Genomic DNA, 18,121 nt, shown 5'->3' with positions numbered 1-18,121 from the left:
TTAAAACCGACCTCTAACTAAAAGCTGAGGAGGAATGAGCCATGCCGAATTGGCTGATGAAACAAATGCAAAAAGCGTTTTTAGAAAAGGACAATTACCAAATCAAACTGCTGAACCAGTGCTGGTATTTCTACAGAAAAAAACACTGCTCGTAAGCAGTGCTTTTATTTTACCATAGACAGCGACACTCTGCCTTTTTGCACGTCCACGCCTTCGACCCATACGGTGACGATGTCCCCGACCGATACGATGTCGAGAGGATGTTTGACGTATTGATTGCTCAGTTTTGAAATGTGCACAAGCCCGTCCTGCTTGACGCCGATATCGACGAAAGCGCCGAAGTCTACAACGTTGCGGACGGTGCCCTGCAATTCCATTCCTTCCTTTAAATCCTCAAGCTGCAGAACGTCTTTTTTCAGCAAAGGCTTCGGCACTTCGTCACGAGGATCTCGCTCCGGCCTTGTCAGCTGCCCGCAAATATCCGCAAGCGTAATTTCCCCTATACCAAGCTCTTCAGCCGTTTCAGACAGTTGCAGTGCGCTTATTTTCTCTTTTGCGTCCGCGCTTCCGATCTGATCCGCAGTGAGCTGCAGTTTTTTGAGCAGCGCCTTTGTCTCTTTATAGCTTTCCGGGTGTATCCCGGTGCGGTCGAGCGGCTCCGGTCCCCCAGGCACTCTCAAAAAGCCGATGCACTGTTCATATGTTTTTGCGCCGAGACGCGGGATTTCTTTCAGCTCTTTGCGATTTGTAAATTTTCCGAGCTCTTCCCTTTTTTTAACGATATTACCGGCAACGGTTTTGGATAACCCGGCTACATATTGAAGCAGCGCGGCTGATGCTGTATTGACATTCACCCCGACTTGGTTGACGACGGTCTCTACGACAAAACGGAGTGATTCATTTAAATGCTTTTGGCTGACATCATGCTGGTATTGCCCGACGCCGACGGATTTAGGATCAATTTTTACAAGCTCGGCCAGCGGGTCCTGCAACCTCCGCGCGATGGAGACGGCGCTGCGCTCTTCGACCTGAAAATCCGGAAATTCTTCACGGGCGATTTCTGACGCGGAATACACGCTTGCTCCGGCCTCATTGACGATGACATAATAAATGTCCCGCTCTGTTTCTTTCAGCACATCAACGACGAATTGCTCTGTCTCCCGTGATGCCGTGCCGTTTCCGATCGCCACAACCTCGACTTCGTACCGGTCCAGCAATTCTTTGATTTTTTTCCGGGCTTCCGCTGTCTTTTTTACGGGAGCGTGCGGGTAAATGACGTCGATTTTCAGCACCTTTCCCGTCTCATCAACAACTGCCAGTTTGCACCCCGTACGGAAGGCCGGATCGACGCCGAGCACAACTTTCCCCTTCATCGGCGGCTGCAGCAGGAGCTTACGCAGGTTTTCAGCGAAAATATGAATCGCCTGCGCGTCTGCTTTTTCTGACAGCTCTTTGCGGATATCGCGCTCAATAGCCGGCTGGATCAGACGTTTGTAACTGTCCTCAATGGCTTCTTTCAGCGTTTCTTTCACAGGCGTTTCACGGTGTTTGATGATTTGCTTTTCTAAATAAGCTTTTATCTGATCGGCGGGCGGTTCGATCGCAATCTTTAAAATGCCTTCTTTTTCACCGCGGTTCATCGCAAGTACTCTGTGAGGAACGACCTTTTGGATCGGCTCTTCGTACTCGTAGTACATTTCATAGACGTTTTTCTCGTCATCTGCGGCTGACTTGCCTGTTGCGGAAGTGAGAATTCCTTTTTTATACGTTTCCTGGCGAATCCACTTTCTGAAATGAGGATCATCCGAGATTTGTTCGGCTATGATGTGCTTCGCGCCTTCGATGGCTTCCTCTCTTGAAGCGACTTCTTTTTCTGCACTGATATATTGATCAGCGATGTCGTGAAGGCGGTTTTCTTTCGGGAGAGAAAGTATATAGTCCGCAAGCGGTTCAAGGCCTTTGCTTTTGGCGACGGTGGCTTTTGTTTTCCGTTTTTGTTTGAAGGGACGGTATAAATCCTCGACTTCCTGAAGCTTGACCGCTTGTTCGATTTTTTGCTTCAGCCCTTCCGTCAGCTTGTCCTGCTCAGAGATCAATCTGATGACTTCTTCTTTCCGCTGCGTCAGGTTTTGTATGTATTGCCACCGCTCGGAGATTGCCTGAATCTGCACCTCGTCCATTGAGCCGGTCTGCTCTTTTCGGTACCGCGCAATAAACGGGACGGTATTGCCGTCTTCCAGCAGGCGGATGACACTTTCGACATGTTTTTGGGATAACGCTGTTTCTTCAGCAATTTGTTTTTTCAAAAGGGCTAACGTTTCCATATCACAAAAGCCTCCATCTCTTCATTCTTTCTCTAGTGTATCAAAAAACGGCGGAACATAAAAAAAGCAGCCTTACGATAAAAGCTGCCCTAGAATATAGGTCAAATCATCACGTCTGGATGTTGTGTACGGATGAAGTGATTTTGATATATCTTCTATTGAGTGTCCCTGCTTTAAGCAGGTGCGGATATGCGGAACCTCAAGCCCATCCGTGTAGATGATGAACCTCGCCCCTTTTTCGTATGATGACGTATACGTTTTGTATCTTTGCGGTTTGCCTGAGAGGTAACCCGAAATCGGCAGCGGATGAAAGACTTCGCCTGATGGGGAGTGCAGGAAGAAACGGACATTGCCGATCGAGCAGTATGTCAATTCCCTTTTGATGAAATTGATTTTTAAGATGGAGGCAGTCGCCCCTCTTTTGTTTTTCATCGCTTGATTGCAGCGCTCAATGATGCTCTCCACATCCTCATCCGCATACGTTTCCACGATGTCTTTAATGGCTGACGAGGATTCGTTGGCAAGAGATCCGCTGCCGAGACCGTCCGCTACCGCGCAAACTAATTCTTCTTCATTCGCCTTCATAAAAAAGCTGTCGCCGCATATGGACTTGCCTTCTTTATTTAATTGGTATACAAGAGTTTGAACATGTTCATTTTCTTCAACCTGAATCATTACATTAGCTCCATGGAGGGATCTCCAATCAAGGCCTCTCTCAGTTTTTTCACCGCTTTCCGCTGCAGGCGCGAGACGTGCATTTGAGATATTCCGAGAATGTCCCCTGTTTCTTTTTGGCTTTTATTTTGCACAAATGTTAGATCGATAATCTGTTTTTCGCGGTCGGACAGCACATGAAGCACGCTTTTGAGCATCATCTGCTGGTTGACGCGTTCGTATCCTTCCTCCTGCGACCCGACGATATCTAAAATTGTGACGGTGCTTCCGTCCGCATCCGCTTCGATGCTGTGATCGACAGACAGCGCCTGATAGCTTTTTCCCATCTCCATCGTTTCAAGCACTTCCTCTTCTGACACATCGAGAAAGGCTGCGATTTCTTCGACTTTCGGCGACCGCTGCGTCTCTGTCGTCAGCTGATCCACCGCCATTTTAATGCGCGGCCCGAGTTCTTTAATCCGTCTCGGGACGTGTACGCTCCATGTTTTATCTCTGAGGAAGCGTTTGATCTCGCCGATGATGGTCGGAATCGCAAATGCTTCAAAGGATTTGCCGACCTCGGGATCATACCGTTTAATGGCTCCGAGAAGTCCGATCATCCCGACCTGGCGGAGATCTTCATGAAAGCTTTTTCCTTTTGAATATTTCTTTGCCAGCATTTCGACGAGATTGGTATACACCTCGACGAGTGTTTCCTGGGCTTCTTTATTATCATGTGTTTGAAAGTCGCGTATGAGCCGATCAACTTCATCTTTAGTTAGTTTCGTAGTTTTTGATGGTTGTGCCATGATCAACTCGCTCCCCATTTAAATACTTTGTCATCGCCACGGTTACGCCAGAGTTGCTTTGAACTTTGACTTCATCCATGAGCGTTTCCATTAAATACAGACCGAGCCCTCCTTCTGACAATTGATCGACTGTGTGCGAAGGTGTGTACGGCCCGAGATCCTGCTGCTTCTGATCAAAATCAAAGCTGTCTCCCTGATCGGCGACAATGACCTCCAGCCGATCCTCAAACACACCGAACCGCACGGATACTTCTCCCTTATTTTCATCATTGTATGCATGCTGGACAGCGTTTGTACAAGCTTCGCTGACAGCGATTTTTAAATCTTCAATGTCATCATAGGTATAGCCCATTCTGCTTGCGACACCTGATAACGTAAGCCTGACGATTCCTACATATTCCGGTTCAGCCGGAATTTTCATCTCTATATAATCAACTGATGTACTCATTGCACGCCACCTTCTGACTTTGCCGAAATGTCGATGATGTCCTTAAGCCCCGTAATTTCAAACAGACGGACGAGCCGGTCGGAAAGATTCTCAAGCTTGAGAGAGCCGCCTTCCTTGCTCACCGTTTTAAACACGCCTACAAAAACGCCTAAACCCGTACTGTCCATATAATTTACATCTTTTAAGCAGATTCTCATGTCCTTCCCCTCGTTTGCCAGGGGCATCAGCTTTTCACGAACCACCGGAGCTGAGTATACATCGATTTCTCCAGCGATATTGATTTGTATATCTGAAAGATTCTCCTTCATATCTACCGTTAAATTCATCGTATCACCTCTGAAAGTTATCCTTACTCGTGCTAATGGCTTTTTACCCGTGCTGCTGTTTTTTTAAACCTTTCTTTTCAAAACAATTAACGTAAAATCGTCATGAAGCTGAAAGTCCTGGAGTCTCAGCAGGCTGTCGTAAATATTTTTGACCATATCCTGCGCGGAGCAGTCCATATGTTCTTCCAGCATGCGCTGAATGTCGCTGCGTTCTAAGAAACCGTTTTCGGTACGGCATTCGGTGACGCCGTCAGAAAAAAGAACGATCATGTCTCCTTCGTCCATGTGCTGTTCATATTGGCTGTAATCAAAATCCTGAGAAATTCCCAGCACCAATCCTTTTGCCTCCAGATCATAAAACTTTTTTTCTTTTTCAGAGTAGTAGAAGCCCGGTTCATGCCCCGCAGAGGCATATGTAAATTGGTGATTTTTCGTATTGTAGTTTGCGTAAAACATGGTGATAAACATGCTTGAGTCCACGTTCTGTTCTACAACGCGGTTAAGATTTTTCAGCACTTGGGAGGGGTGAATGCCGGTCTCCGGAAGAGAGTCCATGGCATACTTGATCATCGACATGCACAATGCGGCGGGTATTCCTTTTCCGATGACATCGGCTATCGCGATGTTAATCGATTCCTTGTCTTTGACAAAGTGATAATAGTCCCCGCTCATCTGTTTGGCGGGGACGCTGATTGCCCCGATATCCAGGTCTTCTTCTTCAGGAATTTTTGTGCCAAGCAGCGTCTGCTGAACATTTGCGGCAATTTCAATTTCTGAACGAAGCTCCTGCTGGATATCTCTCAGACTTTGATGTTCCTGATAAGCCATCCCGTAGCCAATCATGACTTCTATTAAAAAATCCAGCGAATGAAAAACATCTTCCGGCAGATCCGGATACAGTTCCTTTACTACTTTTCGGTGGATGCTGATGATCTCCTCCGGAGGAACCTGATGTTCAATCGTTTTTCGGCTGAATTTTTGGGCTTGATATAAAGATGTTTCTGTTAATTCGGCTATATATCGGCTAAGCAGCTGATGATACCGCTGCTCTATAACCTCCCTGAAATCCACGTTCTAACCTCCTACCGAAGCCATTTCACGGCTTGAATCTCTGTTCCTTCCCCTGCAACAGATTGCAGGCTGAATTCGTCCATCAGCCTTTTGACGCCCGGAAGTCCCGCTCCCAGTCCGCCTGACGTTGAAAAGCCGTCTTCCATCACTTTACGGATGTCGGGGATTCCGGGTCCTTTGTCTTCTGCTATAATTTTAAGGCCTTTTTTCCCTCTGTCGTTTACTTGTTCTATGCTGACCTGGCCCTTGCCTGCATATAAGTAAATGTTTCTGGCCAATTCTGAGATAGCCGTCGTGATTCTGGCCTGGTCCACCGTGCCGAAGCCTAATTCCTTCGCAACGTTGCGGCCAAGCTGTCTGGCGGCTACGATATCCCATTCTGTCATGATTTTCACACAGGATTGGTCGTTCATCGCTATTCCCCCAATTCCCGCTTCAATGTCTCAAGCCCTTGCTCTAAATCGAGCGCCGTTTCAATTTCCTCAAGTGAGATTCCGAGTTCAATCAATGTGACCGCCACAGCCGGCTGAATTCCCGTCAATACGACATTTGCGCCCATCAATTTAGACATGGTGATGACATCGCCGAGCACTTTCGCGATAAATGAATCGATCATGTCAACGGATGTCAGGTCAATGACGACCCCGTTTGCGCCGGTTTCATAGATTTTGTTCAGCAGATCTTCTTGAAAATGCAAAGCTGTCTGGTCGTCAAGTTCCCATTGGATGGATACCAATAAGCAGTTATACAGTTTCAGGATCGGGATTTTTGGATGTCTCACAATGTTATTCCCCCAATGAAACGATTTTTCGATTTGTCATTTCAAGCGCTGTTTGAATTCCTTTTTGAAGGGTATTCTTCGTAATAACCTGCGACAAATCAATTCCCAGATTAACGATCGTCTGCGCGATTTCCGGACGGATTCCGACGAGCAGGCATTTCGCGCCGACAAGCCGCACCGCTTCCGATGCCTGGATAATATGGTGCGCCACCATCGTATCAACGACCGGCACGCCCGTGATATCAATTAATACAACCTGTGAACGGTGCTTTACGACGCCGTTTAACAGATTTTCCATAATGTGCTTTGCACGCTCCGTATCAATCGTCCCGACAAGCGGCATGACCGTTACATGCTCAAATACCGGGATCAGCGGAGCCGACAATTCCTGAAGCGCGATTTTTTGCAAAGTAACCGTTTTTTCCCAGGAGATAGAATACTGATTTAAGATCTCCGTGTTGATCGGATTGAAAAAGCTGTCTATTTCCAAAATCAAATCTGCTCTGTCCTGATCGGCCATATTAAGGTCGACCATCGTTTCGTAAAGCAGTTTCCAAAACTCTGACAGGGTGGCTGAAAGAAGTTTCAGTGACAGGCCGAGCTGAACGGCGCGCAGTGCGAGTTCACTGATCTGCTCTTCCGTAGCCTCGTCATTTTTAGTCGATAATAAAAGAATGTCTATATAGTCTTTACAAATATTTTCACATATGTGATTCGTAAGCTGATAGTCTTCCTGATTGCCTACTTCTTTTAGTTTGGCTGTCCAAGTATCAAGCAGTTCATCATGCTGATCAATGATGAACTGATACACTTTCTGATTCGACATGGGTTTCACTGACCTCCCGACACAAAACAACAAATTTTGTTTGATTATCTCTTTATTATAGCGCTTATGTTTTTCGAAAACAAAAAAAGTTGCTCCATATGAGCAACCAAAATATGACTAAAAATCAATGAGTGCCAAACTGATTTGCAAGGCTTCATCAACCTTATCCATCATTTCATCATCCAGATGAGTTATTTTATCCGTTAATCTTTGCTTGTCAATCGTCCGAATTTGCTCCAGCAAAATAACGGAATCTCTTTCAAAACCGTAGCGTTTTGCATCAATTTCGACGTGGGTTGGTAATTTCGCTTTCTGTATTTGGGCTGTTATGGCTGCAACAATAGCAGTCGGGCTAAAGCGATTTCCGATATCATTTTGGATCACTAAAACCGGGCGTACGCCGCCTTGCTCTGAGCCAACAACAGGAGATAAATCAGCAAAATAAACATCGCCGCGCTTTACAATCAAAATGATTATCCTCCGCTGACTAAGCGCTCAACGGTCGTTTCTGCTTCGCACTCAGCATAGTGAGCCTCAGAAGAGATATTCAAGTTGATTTTCGCCATTTCCATATACCCGCGTCTCATCAAATCACGGTTATGGCGAGTTGTCCGTTCGCTGACATACGCTCTCACTGCTTGTGATATCAGTTCGTTTCTGCTTCGTTTCTCCCGCATCGCTACACCATCCAATTCAGCTACTAAGTTTTCAGGCAAGCTGATTTTCATTTCGGTTCTTGCGCTGGATTCAGACAAAAAACATACACCTCCACCAAACTTACGGATACGACCAATACATCCATCCAGACATAATGATACCATTATTCAAACGTCAAGCAAAGCTGTTTTATAAATTCTCTTTTTCCGGATGACGGCTACTTGTTTGTATTATCTTGCAGTAAAGGATTTCTTACTTCCATTATACTCTCATTTTCCAAAAACATACGGGGAACGCGGGAACTAATGGTACAAGGGACCTCGTAATTAATCGTCCCAAGCCGCCCTGCGATTTCATCCATCGTGATCGTTTCTTCCTTCTGGCTGCCGATCAGGGTGACTTTGGTGCCCGGCGGATAAGATTGATCTAATTCGACCATCAATTGATCCATGCAGATTCTTCCCGCGATGTTCATCCGTTTGCCTCCGATCAGCACAGACGTGCCGCTCAGCTTGCGGAGCCACCCGTCCGCATAGCCGATGGGAACCGTTCCGATCCATTGATCCTTCTCTGCCGTATATGTTGCGCCGTAGCTGACGCTTTCCCCTTTGCGGATCTTTTTCACATGGGATAAAACAGAGTGCAGCGCAAAAGCCGGTTTTAATTGAAACGGAATTTCGCTTTGGATGTCAGCAGAAGGACGAAGCCCGTACATACTGATGCCGAAACGAACCGCGTTAAAGAAGCCTTTTTTAAGACGAAGTCCGGCAGCGCTGTTCGCGCAGTGCACCATCAATTCTTTTAAAGGAAGCGGAGCGATCAATTTTTTAAAGCGGTCAAACTGGAAGAGGAAATAATCTCTGTTTTTCTCATCCGCGGTAGCAAAGTGGGTGAATACGCCTTTACAGACTAAACCGGGATTTTGGCTGAGGATTTTTAACACGCTTTGGACTTCTTCCTCCGTTTTGACTCCGAGTCTGTTCATGCCGGTGTCGACTTTCAGATGAAACGGCACTGTTTCACTTCCGAGGTGGCGCGCAGCTTCCTGAAGCCATTCAACAGAATACCCCGTGAGTGTTACGTCATACTCAGCAGCTGCTTGTACATATTCGGGCGGCACGGCGCCAAGCACGAGAATCGGCGCTGTAATGCCCCGTTTTCTCAATGAAATTGCTTCATCCAGTATGGCTACGGCAAGACAAGAGGCACCCGCTTCAAGCGCGGCTTTCCCAACTTCCAAATCTCCGTGGCCGTAAGCGTTCGCCTTTACAACCGCCATGAGATGGACGTTTTGCCCGATGTGTTTTTTCATATGCGTGACATTTTCTTTAATCGCGGACAGGTTGATTTCCGCCCACGTTTCTCTGTAAAAGGATGCTGTGTTCATTCGATACACTTCCTAGCATTATTTTCAATTCATATTGTTATTATCATACTAAAATTATTCTGCAAAGTGAAATGGAATCAAAAAAGAGACCGACAGCGGCGGCCTCTTTTTTGACGTTATTTTGACGACTGTCCCTGCATGCTTTTGGCGGCGGCCACCATTTCATCTTTTGTCAGATCCTGTGATGACAGAAGATAATCCACTCCGTCATATGTCCACGTTAAAGACGTATCAGATAATGCGGCCACCGTGAAGCCGAGATTAACCGGTTCGCCTTTCAGCGTGACGGCAGAGGCGGCTTTTGCGATATGGGCTTTTTCTTGAATAAGGGTGAATGATTTTTCTCCGCCGTAAGTCATGACGATCCGTTTGCCGTCCGCCGTTGAAATATCTTTCTCTTCAAGCTTTTTGACGCCGGCCGGCACTTGAAGCGGTGTTTTGACCGCAAATGAATCAGACGGCTTAGCGCTTGTGGCGACGTCCATCTGGGAAAGCGTCATATTTTTCTTCTCGTCAAAAGAGTCTTTATCAAACGGCTTGTTGAATTCAAAGCTTTTGAATTCGACTTTTACCATCACTTTCCGGTCTGTATCCATGACTTTGACGAGCGACGGGCTCATGTCCTTTTTGTTGAAAGTGATTTCCTGAGTCGGCAGCATTTTGTTGTGCTGATAGTTTGTTTTTGTTTCAAACGTGTACTTTTTATCTTTGGCGGAATAGACGGCGTCTTTGTCATGCTGCACGTCCTTTACAAGTGACTCAAACAAATATACTTGGCTGCTGTTATTCGGCCAGTCGCTTTGGAAGCGGAAGCTCTTATTTAGAGACGGCGTGAGGACAAAGACTCCGTTGGCGTTCCGTAAGATGACTTGATTTTGGTCTTTTTTCGGATTTTCCAAATAGACCCGGTACAGGGAAGGTTTTTTATGCCAGATTTCCACATTGTATACTTGCGGATCACTCCCCGTTTCGATGGTCATTTTGGCTTTCGCTTTGTACGAGGTGTATTCTTTCGCCTTCTTATCTAAACCGTTCACGATATCTTCCTGTGATTTTTGGCCGCAGGCCGAAAGAATAAGGACGGCAAGCAGTCCCGTTAAAAGCAAAACAAAGCTTTTTCTCACCTTTTTTCAACCCCTTCTTCTCAATTGATGTAAAAGGAAGAAATCGCTTGTTTGACTTTAACGGTACGCCCTGAACGGACGGACGCGTACCATAAAAGCCTCAAACAACTTGTCTCCCTTAATGCACTATCAAATATATGAAGGGGTTCCGGCTAATATGCAGACTAGCGTGACAACCTTTCAATCACGACCTGTGCCGCGGCGTATTCTTTTGTATGGGTAATGGAGACGTGAACCGCCGCGCCGTCAAGCTTGGCGCAGGCCAGCACAGGCTTTCCCGCCGTGTCGTTTCCGGTTTCAATATCCTGAAAGCTGAGCTCTTTGCCGATACCTGTGCCGTATGCTTTCGAAAAAGCTTCTTTTGCCGCAAATCTTCCCGCGATAAATTCAATTTTCCTTTTGTCCGACAGCAATGTAAAACGGGCGTATTCAGCCTCCGTCAATATTCTTTGCGGAAACCTCGTCTGCCGGCTGAGCATGTTTTCAATTCTGTGCAGTTCAACGATGTCGATTCCGATTCCGAAAATCATGTGAATTCCTCCTAAAAGTCCGTACTAAAAAACGGTTTATGTCATAAACGTGTTACTATATATGTAACAAATCAGATGCAAAGGGGCTTGCGATGTTTATACGAACGGAAAATTTCCAGACTTTTATCAGACGTTATCCGGCCGTCAGCTGTATCTTGGCGCTGCAGGCGTTCTTGTGGCTGTTTTTCAGTATGCCGCTTCATTCCGTCATGATGTGGTCAGATGCTGTGACCGGCTATAATTACGGCGTTTCCTCGGGAGAATGGTGGCGGCTGGTGACACCGATGTTTTTACACGCGAATTTCACTCACCTTTTGTTTAACTCCATGTCTCTCTTTTTATTCGCGCCCCCGCTTGAGCAGATGCTCGGAAAAGTCCGTTTTCTGATTGTGTACATCGCATCGGGCATCATCGGCAATATCGGCACGTATCTTGCCGAACCGCTTGATTATGTGCATGTCGGCGCATCCGGCGCGATCTTCGGACTTTTCGGCGTGTATGTGTTTTTGACTGTTTTCCGCAAGGAGCTGATCGGCCGGGATCAGTCGAAAATGATTATGACCCTGCTTATCATCGCGGTGCTGTCGACGTTTATCAACTCTAATATTAACATTATGGCGCATTTGTTCGGACTGGCAGGCGGATTTTTGCTTTCCTTTTTATGCGTGCAGCAAAAAAAGCGGCGGTATTAACCGTCCGCTTTTTCATATGAATACCAGCGCCCGATGCGTTCGGCATCTTCCTCGCTGACATCCTTCAGCATGACATGCTCCATGTGGTGAGCTGATTTCACTGCGGTAGCCACAGATGCGAGCCGCCTTCTTTTTTGCAGAAAGGAGCGGCTGACTTCAAACATCTGCATTCTTCTTCTCAGCATAATCGTGGTCGTCTTCCCGATAAGCCTCGTGGTGATCTGAAGCCTGCCGCCGTTTATGCACCATGACGCTGTCCTAAACGAGGCATATCCAAGCACTATTTCGACGGGAAGCACAAGGAGCGATGCATATCCCCACGGTTTAAACAGAATACAAAGCGGGATGATCACGAAAACCGAGAAGATTATGGATCGGAATAAATACCGGCGCAGCGCCCTTTTCGGCAAATGATTCCGATTTTCTTCCAGCACGTAATCCGGTGTGAAACCGTTCAGCATCACTCCGAGCTTTGATTTGCGGATGATCGGAAACAGAATCGTCTGTGCTCCTTCTTTCTCATTCCCCGCACTGCCGGCGCTGACAATCGCAACCGTCGCGTATCCGAATAATTGCCTGATCACATTTTCTTTCATTTTAATGGCTTGGATTTTACGGAGCGGGATCGTCACTTGATGTTTTTCAATAATTCCTCTGGTAATGACCAATTCGTGTTCTTTTTTTTCTATCTTAAAGTTGGCATGCTTGATCATCATACCGGCGATGCTTAACAGCCAGGCGATGAACAATCCTATGAAAATCATCACGGCGTATATGCCGATGCTCGCATGCTTGAGAAAAGAAAACCTGTCATAGAGCCAGTCCATCGGAAGTACTTCATCAATCTGAGAAAAGAGGGCGAATACCGCTGAGATGATGACACCGATTCCCCCGGATGTTGAGGCGGCCATAAGCAGCTCACCTACAGACAGGCGGTAAACGGATTGCACATCTTCCCCGCGCATCGGCTCCTGCTCTGCTTCGGTCTCCCCTCGTTCTTCTTGCTCCGCTTTTTGCTGAAAAACAGCCGCTCTGATCCGTTCCGCCTCTTCCACAGTAATGGCGGATAAGACGGCTTCGGCGTTTTTCCCGTCGCCGGCCGTTTCGATTTGAAGCTTAACAAGCTTAAAAAGCTGCTGAATGATGCCGGCACTCGTATTCATTGATTGAATCCGGTCAATGGAGATGTATCTCTTTTTCGTAAAAAACAAGCCTTCTTCAATTCTGAATTCTCCGTCCTCAATCCGGTATGTAAATTTTCTCCACTCGATCACACTAGCCGTAATCAGCCAGATAAGCAGGACGGCGAGCGCAATGCCTCCGTAAAAGCGGATGAAGTGGTTGGAGTTTACAATATAGACGAGAAAAAATGGCAGAATAATGTTTTTAATGGTTTCGATAATAATATGGAATAAGTTCAAAATCACGGCCGCCGGGTGCAGACGTTTCGGCTCAGACATCATCTTCCGTCACCCTTGCCAGACGGGAAATGGAATCCCTCAGCCGGTCAGCTTCCTCCATATCAAGCGCCGGAATGGAATGAACAGTTGCCGCCGTGGAGATTTTGACTGAGGCCAGACGATACCTTCTGAGGAGCGGGCCTTGTGAAGTATCTACGTGCTGCACCCTCACCATCGGCACAATGACCCGTTTGACAATAAAAATGCCGGATTGAATATCAATTTCATTTTCATGGACTTCATAGCGCCAGATCCTGTGCCTGATTTTCGGTATGGCATAGACGGATATCACTGAACCGAATATCCAAATGATGCCGAGGACTCCGGTGATCCAATACGGCCAATGGAAGAAATGGCTTAAAACAGCTGCTGCTATAACGGCCAGAAGACAGAAAGCGGACAGGATGATTTCCTGAAGACGCCAGACTTTTAAGCCGCTTGGACTGATTCGATTTTTTGGCTGTGCTCTCAACATAGCTACCTCCCATTTTTTATCATACATACAAATACGGCTGATTTGCAAAAAAGATTCACTTTCCGGCATATCAAAAAAAAGCGGACCCCGTAAAAGGGTCCGCTTCCTGTGTTTTAGTATGATTTTTTCTGGCGTCTGTCACCTGAAGAACGGCGGTCGCTTGAGCGTTTTTTATCGTAGGAAGAACGGTTGTTGGTTTTCCCTTTGCCGCCGCGGTAGCCGCCGCCTTGGCCTTCTCTGCGCTTAGAAGTACGCTGGTTTTTATAGCGTTTGCTGACCATCGGCGCTTCATCAGTGAGGCGTACAGGCGTGCTGTCCGGCTCTTTTGTCGCCATTTTAATGGCTGCAGCCACAACTGTCACTGCATCATGATCTTCTAACAATTCCGCAGCTGCCGTCATGTAGAAGTTCAGGTTGTTTTCGCTGATCGCCGTGCGCAGACGGTCAACCGTCATCTGCTGCTGACCTTCTAATGCTTCGTCAAGCGTCGGCTCTTTCATGCGGTCCATTTTGCGTTTTGTCGTTTGTTCGATCGCGCGAAGCATGTTTTTCTCACGCGGTGTGATAAACGTCATCGCCATACCCGTTTTTCCTGCGCGTCCCGTTCTTCCGATACGGTGAACGTAGCTTTCAGGATCTTGAGGCACGTCAAAGTTGTAAACGTGGGTAACGCCTGAGATATCAAGTCCGCGGGCGGCAACGTCAGTCGCTACAAGCACTTCGATCGCACCTTCTTTAAATTTACGAAGCGCAACCATACGTTTCGCCTGCGTTAAGTCGCCGTGAATTCCTTCGGCCGCATATCCGCGAAGGTTCAGGGCTTCAGCAAGCTCATCGACACGGCGTTTCGTACGTCCGAATACGATCGCAAGTTCCGGAGACTGAATGTCAAGAAGACGAGTCAGGGTATCGAATTTTTTGCGCTCCTGCACTTCCAAGTAGAACTGCTGAATGTTGGACACAGTCATTTCTTTCGCTTTTACTTTTACGTGTTCCGGCTCAGTCATGAAACGCTCTGCGATCCGTTTGATCGGCGCAGGCATTGTTGCTGAGAATAAGAGCGTTTGGTGCTCGCTCGGTACATTTGAGAGAATGGATTCAATATCATCAATGAATCCCATGTTCAGCATTTCATCAGCCTCATCCATGACAACCGTATTCACGTTGTTTAAACGGATCGTACGGCGGTTGATATGGTCAAGAAGACGCCCCGGCGTACCTACGATGATATGCGGGTTTTTCTTCAATGCGCGGATCTGACGTCCGATATCCTGTCCGCCATAAATAGGCAGCACTTTCGCACGCTTATCTTGTCCGATTTTATATAACTCTTCAGATACTTGAATGGCTAATTCACGGGTTGGCGCGATTACGATTGCTTGAATATTAGGAGACTCGGGGTTCATTTTTTCAACAAGGGGTATACCAAACGCAGCTGTTTTACCTGTACCTGTTTGCGCTTGTCCAATGACGTCTTTATTTGAAAGTCCGAGCGGAATCGTTTGTGCCTGAATCGGCGTTGCTTCTTCAAACCCCATACGATTAATTGCCTTCATGAGATCAGAACTTAATTGAAAATCTTGAAACGTTATAGTCAAATTATTCAAACTCCTTCTAATTGCTGTTTCAGTAATGTCGTGATTTACCACTAAAAACCGCCCTTTCATCCAAAGGACAGGATCATACGTATACAAAGCCCGAATTACTTTACGTTTAATCTTACCATTACACTATGTGTTTTTCAATAAGGCGAGATGGTCAGGCGGCCGGAAGCGGCCTGACCGGATTCTTCCCGCGAACGAGGCCGGCCCCCGCGCCGGACGGGATTTCCCAGCCGGCGGTCTTTCTTTTTCATACGGACAGAATTATTTCACCCTGAATTAGTTTCTTCATTTTTGTATATTTTTATAATGCTGATCAGTATTTTTTCAGTTCTTCTCTAATAAATCTTTAACGATTTCTTCGAGCTTCATACCTCTCGATGCTTTAAACAGAAGGAGATCGCCGGAAGCGGCCATTTCCTGTATGGCGTGAAGCAGTTCTTTTTTGTCAAGATAATGGCTGACGCGCCCTTCTTCAAAATGCCGGCGCGCTCCGTCAGCGATGAATGCGCCGAGTGTGCCGTAAGTAAATACATGGTCGATTTCCGCCGGATTGACCGCAGCTCCGCATTCTTCGTGGAATGCTTTTTCTTCATCACCAAGTTCAAGCATATCACCGAGCACGAGCATTTTCTTCCGATAGCCTTTCATCGTTTCGATTAATTCTACCGCCGCTTTCATTGACGTCGGGCTCGCATTATACGCGTCGTTTACGATCGAGATGCCGTTGTCCGTTTTGACCAGTTCCAATCTCATCCCCGTCACCTTCAGGCGGCTCAGTCCCAGAGCGGCATTTTCCGGCGTAATGCCGAAATAGATGCCGGCGGCGTATGCGGCCATGGCATTCATGACATTATGTCTGCCGAGAACGGGAATAAAGAAAGAACGGTCGATCCCGTCGATATTAAAGTACGTGCCTTCTTCCGCCTGTTTTATTTCTTTCAGGCGGAGATCGTTGTCCGCGCCTGCGCCGTATGTCGTTGTCCGGCAAGTGTACGCCTTTTGGCGGAGCAGCGGCTCATCCCCGAAATAAAACAGAACGCCGTCTTCCCGAAGTCCGTTTATAATTTCAAGTTTCGCCTCCGCAATTCCTTCTCTTGAGCCTAAATCCTGCATGTGGGATTCGCCGATATTGGTAATGACGGCAGCTTCCGGTTCAGCAAGACGGCTCAGAAAATCAATTTCGCCCCTCGCGCTCATTCCCATTTCTAAAACGGCGATTTCTGTATCTTCAGGCATGGCAAGCACAGTCAGCGGCAGACCGATATGATTGTTGAAATTGCCGGCGGTTTTGTGAACGCGGTACTGAGTGCCGAGAACGGCGTGAAGCATGTCTTTCGTTGTCGTTTTTCCGTTGCTTCCGGTCACCCCGATAACCCGTGTGCCGAGCTCTTTTAAATAAGCTTTTGCCAATGTTTGCAGCGCCTCCAGCGTGTCATCGACCAGGATGACAGCACGCTCTTCCGGCGGATTCGGTTCAGAGCGGTCCCACAATACCGCGGAAACGCCTTTTTCGAATGCTTGCGGCACAAAGGTGTGGCCGTTAAAATGCTCGCCTTTTAAAGGAATGAACAGCTGATTTTTTTCCAAAGTCCGCGTATCGGTTGCGGCGCCCTCAATCATTGTTTGTTCAAATACGGGATTTGTCAGTGTGCCTTTGACCATGTCTGCGATTCGCTTTACAGTTCGCTTTATCAAAGGTGGCACCTCGCTTTCTGAAAATGTTGTCTGTTACGGGAAAAGACACTGCCCCTTCAGGCAGTGTCCGTCTTCATTAAAATGTATGTTTAATCAGCTGTTTTTCGGCATGGCGTTCTTTTGCCAGCTCAACCAGCTGTTCGATCAGATCACTGTAATCTACGCCTGCTTCTTTCCAAAGCAGCGGGAACATGCTGAATGGCGTAAAGCCCGGCATTGTGTTCACTTCGTTAATGAGCACTTGACCGTCATTGGTCAGGAAGAAATCGGCGCGGACAAGGCCTGATCCGTCAATCGCTTTGAAGGCTTTAATCGCCATTTCGCTGATTTCCGCATATTGTTCATCCGTCACTTGCGCGGGAATCATTAAATCCGTGTCGCCGTCTTCATATTTCGCCTTGTAATCGTAAAAGTCGGTTTTCGGCGCGATTTCACCGACGGCGGAGCATTTCGGTTCGTCATTTCCGAGTACGCCGATTTCGATTTCTCTTCCGGCGATTCCTTCTTCCACCACAATTTTCCGGTCATACTCAAAAGCCAGTTCGAAGGCTTTTTCAAGCTCTTCACGGTTTCGGCATTTGCTGATTCCGACGCTTGACCCGAGGTTCGCCGGTTTGACGAAGCACGGATATCCCAGCTCCTCTTCAACCTGCTGTAAGCAGCTGTCCGGCGTCTGTTTCCAGTCCTTTTTTAAGAAAGCGGCGTACTTCGCCTGCGGAAGCCCCGCTTGAGCGAACAAATGCTTCATGATGACTTTATCCATGCCGGCTGATGATGCAAGCACTCCGTTGCCGACATAAGGAACGTTCAGCAATTCCAGCAGACCCTGAATGGTGCCGTCTTCACCGTTCGGTCCGTGCAGAAGCGGAAATACGACATCGATCGGCGCCTTTTCGTCAGGCGACGCTTCAGGAAACATTTCCCGGTTCAATGCTGATAGAGCAAAACTTTCACCGTTTTGTTCCAGCTGAAGCATTTTCACGTTGGAAACCGGCTCAGTCAGCAGCGGGCCTCTTTGCCATTCTCCTTTTTCAGTGATGTAAATCGGATGTATATCAAACTTCTCAGTATTAAGCGCTTTTGTTACAGCTAATGCTGTCTGCAGCGATACATTGTGTTCGGCTGACTTTCCGCCGTACACCAATCCTAGACTTGTTTTCAATGGATATTCCCCCCACAACAATTCATCTTTACTATCTTATCACTTTCCTCAGAAAATGATCTAATTATTTTTGGGCATTCTGAATATGAAAGCATT

General features: G+C 47.1%; 21 protein-coding genes. 2 read left to right on the top strand and 19 right to left on the bottom strand.

The features are described from left to right. The first annotated feature begins 41 nt into the window (after positions 1-41). The gene (gene cmpA, locus SB847_RS17730; RefSeq protein WP_003156164.1) at positions 42-155 is read left to right on the top strand and encodes a cortex morphogenetic protein CmpA; all 114 of its coding nucleotides are present in this window, start codon (positions 42-44) and stop codon (positions 153-155) included. Positions 156-164: 9 nt separating this feature from the next. On the opposite strand, the gene SB847_RS17725 is transcribed toward cmpA, so the two are convergent. The 14 genes from SB847_RS17725 to acpS all read right to left on the bottom strand — a co-directional run bounded on the left by SB847_RS17725 (position 165) and on the right by acpS (position 10,937). Beyond that, positions 165-2,324 carry a Tex family protein gene (locus SB847_RS17725; protein ID WP_410578220.1) on the bottom strand — a complete coding sequence of 720 codons (2,160 nt, stop codon included), beginning with the start codon at positions 2,322-2,324 and terminating at the stop codon, positions 165-167. A 72-nt stretch (positions 2,325-2,396) separates the two neighbouring features. Continuing rightward, positions 2,397-2,999, bottom strand: a complete 603-nt coding sequence (rsbX, locus tag SB847_RS17720; protein WP_007410234.1) for a phosphoserine phosphatase RsbX — start codon at positions 2,997-2,999, stop codon at positions 2,397-2,399. Beyond that, positions 2,999-3,787, bottom strand: a complete 789-nt coding sequence (gene sigB, locus SB847_RS17715; RefSeq protein ID WP_032873003.1) for an RNA polymerase sigma factor SigB — start codon at positions 3,785-3,787, stop codon at positions 2,999-3,001. Before sigB ends, rsbX begins: the two co-directional genes overlap by 1 nt. Beyond that, on the bottom strand, positions 3,753-4,235 hold the full coding sequence (gene rsbW / locus SB847_RS17710) for an anti-sigma B factor RsbW (RefSeq protein ID WP_007609591.1): 483 nt from the start codon (positions 4,233-4,235) through the stop codon (positions 3,753-3,755). Before rsbW ends, sigB begins: the two co-directional genes overlap by 35 nt. After that, positions 4,232-4,561: an anti-sigma factor antagonist RsbV gene (gene rsbV, locus SB847_RS17705; protein ID WP_003156176.1), complete on the bottom strand. Its 330-nt coding sequence runs from the start codon at positions 4,559-4,561 to the stop codon at positions 4,232-4,234. Before rsbV ends, rsbW begins: the two co-directional genes overlap by 4 nt. Before the next feature lie 63 nt (positions 4,562-4,624). Beyond that, complete coding sequence (locus tag SB847_RS17700; RefSeq protein WP_007609589.1) at positions 4,625-5,632, bottom strand: PP2C family protein-serine/threonine phosphatase; 1,008 nt, start codon at positions 5,630-5,632, stop codon at positions 4,625-4,627. A gap of 11 nt (positions 5,633-5,643) precedes the next feature. Next, positions 5,644-6,045 (bottom strand): serine/threonine-protein kinase RsbT, encoded by a 402-nt coding sequence (gene rsbT / locus SB847_RS17695; RefSeq protein ID WP_224181989.1) that lies wholly within the window; start codon positions 6,043-6,045, stop codon positions 5,644-5,646. A gap of 2 nt (positions 6,046-6,047) precedes the next feature. Further along, complete coding sequence (gene rsbS, locus SB847_RS17690; RefSeq protein WP_007609584.1) at positions 6,048-6,413, bottom strand: RsbT antagonist protein RsbS; 366 nt, start codon at positions 6,411-6,413, stop codon at positions 6,048-6,050. A gap of 4 nt (positions 6,414-6,417) precedes the next feature. After that, positions 6,418-7,239, bottom strand: a complete 822-nt coding sequence (locus SB847_RS17685; RefSeq protein WP_003156182.1) for an STAS domain-containing protein — start codon at positions 7,237-7,239, stop codon at positions 6,418-6,420. A 117-nt stretch (positions 7,240-7,356) separates the two neighbouring features. Continuing rightward, complete coding sequence (ndoA, locus tag SB847_RS17680) at positions 7,357-7,707, bottom strand: type II toxin-antitoxin system endoribonuclease NdoA (RefSeq protein ID WP_003156187.1); 351 nt, start codon at positions 7,705-7,707, stop codon at positions 7,357-7,359. A 5-nt stretch (positions 7,708-7,712) separates the two neighbouring features. After that, entirely contained in the window at positions 7,713-7,994 is a 282-nt protein-coding gene (gene endB, locus SB847_RS17675; RefSeq protein ID WP_003156188.1) for a type II toxin-antitoxin system antitoxin EndoAI, read from the bottom strand. Between the two features lie 119 nt (positions 7,995-8,113). Next, positions 8,114-9,283: an alanine racemase gene (gene alr, locus SB847_RS17670; RefSeq protein WP_202735237.1), complete on the bottom strand. Its 1,170-nt coding sequence runs from the start codon at positions 9,281-9,283 to the stop codon at positions 8,114-8,116. Between the two features lie 116 nt (positions 9,284-9,399). After that, positions 9,400-10,407, bottom strand: a complete 1,008-nt coding sequence (locus SB847_RS17665) for a LolA family protein (RefSeq protein ID WP_007410230.1) — start codon at positions 10,405-10,407, stop codon at positions 9,400-9,402. 164 nt (positions 10,408-10,571) lie between these two features. Beyond that, positions 10,572-10,937 carry a holo-ACP synthase gene (gene acpS, locus SB847_RS17660; RefSeq protein WP_410578216.1) on the bottom strand — a complete coding sequence of 122 codons (366 nt, stop codon included), beginning with the start codon at positions 10,935-10,937 and terminating at the stop codon, positions 10,572-10,574. A gap of 92 nt (positions 10,938-11,029) precedes the next feature. Between acpS and SB847_RS17655 the strand changes: the two genes are divergently transcribed. Continuing rightward, positions 11,030-11,629 carry a rhomboid family intramembrane serine protease gene (locus SB847_RS17655; RefSeq protein ID WP_003156193.1) on the top strand — a complete coding sequence of 200 codons (600 nt, stop codon included), beginning with the start codon at positions 11,030-11,032 and terminating at the stop codon, positions 11,627-11,629. Here SB847_RS17655 and SB847_RS17650 read toward each other — a convergent pair. The 5 genes from SB847_RS17650 to SB847_RS17630 form a co-directional block, all read right to left on the bottom strand. Then, entirely contained in the window at positions 11,626-13,092 is a 1,467-nt protein-coding gene (locus SB847_RS17650) for a PH domain-containing protein (RefSeq protein ID WP_410578214.1), read from the bottom strand. The two genes, SB847_RS17655 and SB847_RS17650, sit on opposite strands and share 4 nt — an antisense overlap. Then, entirely contained in the window at positions 13,082-13,561 is a 480-nt protein-coding gene (locus SB847_RS17645) for a PH domain-containing protein (RefSeq protein WP_007410226.1), read from the bottom strand. Before SB847_RS17645 ends, SB847_RS17650 begins: the two co-directional genes overlap by 11 nt. A gap of 116 nt (positions 13,562-13,677) precedes the next feature. Continuing rightward, positions 13,678-15,162 carry a degradosome RNA helicase CshA gene (gene cshA, locus SB847_RS17640; RefSeq protein WP_032872993.1) on the bottom strand — a complete coding sequence of 495 codons (1,485 nt, stop codon included), beginning with the start codon at positions 15,160-15,162 and terminating at the stop codon, positions 13,678-13,680. A 330-nt stretch (positions 15,163-15,492) separates the two neighbouring features. Then, positions 15,493-16,863 carry a UDP-N-acetylmuramoyl-tripeptide--D-alanyl-D-alanine ligase gene (locus SB847_RS17635; protein ID WP_105938069.1) on the bottom strand — a complete coding sequence of 457 codons (1,371 nt, stop codon included), beginning with the start codon at positions 16,861-16,863 and terminating at the stop codon, positions 15,493-15,495. A gap of 76 nt (positions 16,864-16,939) precedes the next feature. After that, the gene (locus tag SB847_RS17630; protein ID WP_003156199.1) at positions 16,940-18,025 is read right to left on the bottom strand and encodes a D-alanine--D-alanine ligase; all 1,086 of its coding nucleotides are present in this window, start codon (positions 18,023-18,025) and stop codon (positions 16,940-16,942) included. Between the last annotated feature and the right edge of the window lie 96 nt (positions 18,026-18,121).

This window comes from Bacillus sp. SIMBA_026 (assembly GCF_046535335.1).
In the GTDB taxonomy this organism is placed as follows: Bacteria; Bacillota; Bacilli; order Bacillales; family Bacillaceae; genus Bacillus; species Bacillus velezensis.
This window is presented reverse-complemented; position numbering and strand designations above follow the sequence as displayed.

Excerpts from the sequence above, each read along its gene's own strand:
- rsbT (WP_224181989.1), bottom strand. The coding sequence starts at position 6,045 with ATGAACGACCAATCCTGTGTGAAAATCATGACAGAATGGGATATCGTA.
- rsbV (WP_003156176.1), bottom strand. The coding sequence starts at position 4,561 with ATGAATTTAACGGTAGATATGAAGGAGAATCTTTCAGATATACAAATC.
- rsbW (WP_007609591.1), bottom strand. The coding sequence starts at position 4,235 with ATGAGTACATCAGTTGATTATATAGAGATGAAAATTCCGGCTGAACCG.
- SB847_RS17650 (WP_410578214.1), bottom strand. The coding sequence starts at position 13,092 with ATGATGTCTGAGCCGAAACGTCTGCACCCGGCGGCCGTGATTTTGAAC.
- SB847_RS17685 (WP_003156182.1), bottom strand. The coding sequence starts at position 7,239 with ATGTCGAATCAGAAAGTGTATCAGTTCATCATTGATCAGCATGATGAA.
- alr (WP_202735237.1), bottom strand. The coding sequence starts at position 9,283 with ATGAACACAGCATCCTTTTACAGAGAAACGTGGGCGGAAATCAACCTG.
- SB847_RS17655 (WP_003156193.1), top strand. The coding sequence starts at position 11,030 with ATGTTTATACGAACGGAAAATTTCCAGACTTTTATCAGACGTTATCCG.
- sigB (WP_032873003.1), bottom strand. The coding sequence starts at position 3,787 with ATGGCACAACCATCAAAAACTACGAAACTAACTAAAGATGAAGTTGAT.
- SB847_RS17725 (WP_410578220.1), bottom strand. The coding sequence starts at position 2,324 with ATGGAAACGTTAGCCCTTTTGAAAAAACAAATTGCTGAAGAAACAGCG.
- acpS (WP_410578216.1), bottom strand. The coding sequence starts at position 10,937 with ATGATTTTCGGAATCGGAATCGACATCGTTGAACTGCACAGAATTGAA.
- cmpA (WP_003156164.1), top strand. The coding sequence starts at position 42 with ATGCCGAATTGGCTGATGAAACAAATGCAAAAAGCGTTTTTAGAAAAG.
- rsbX (WP_007410234.1), bottom strand. The coding sequence starts at position 2,999 with ATGATTCAGGTTGAAGAAAATGAACATGTTCAAACTCTTGTATACCAA.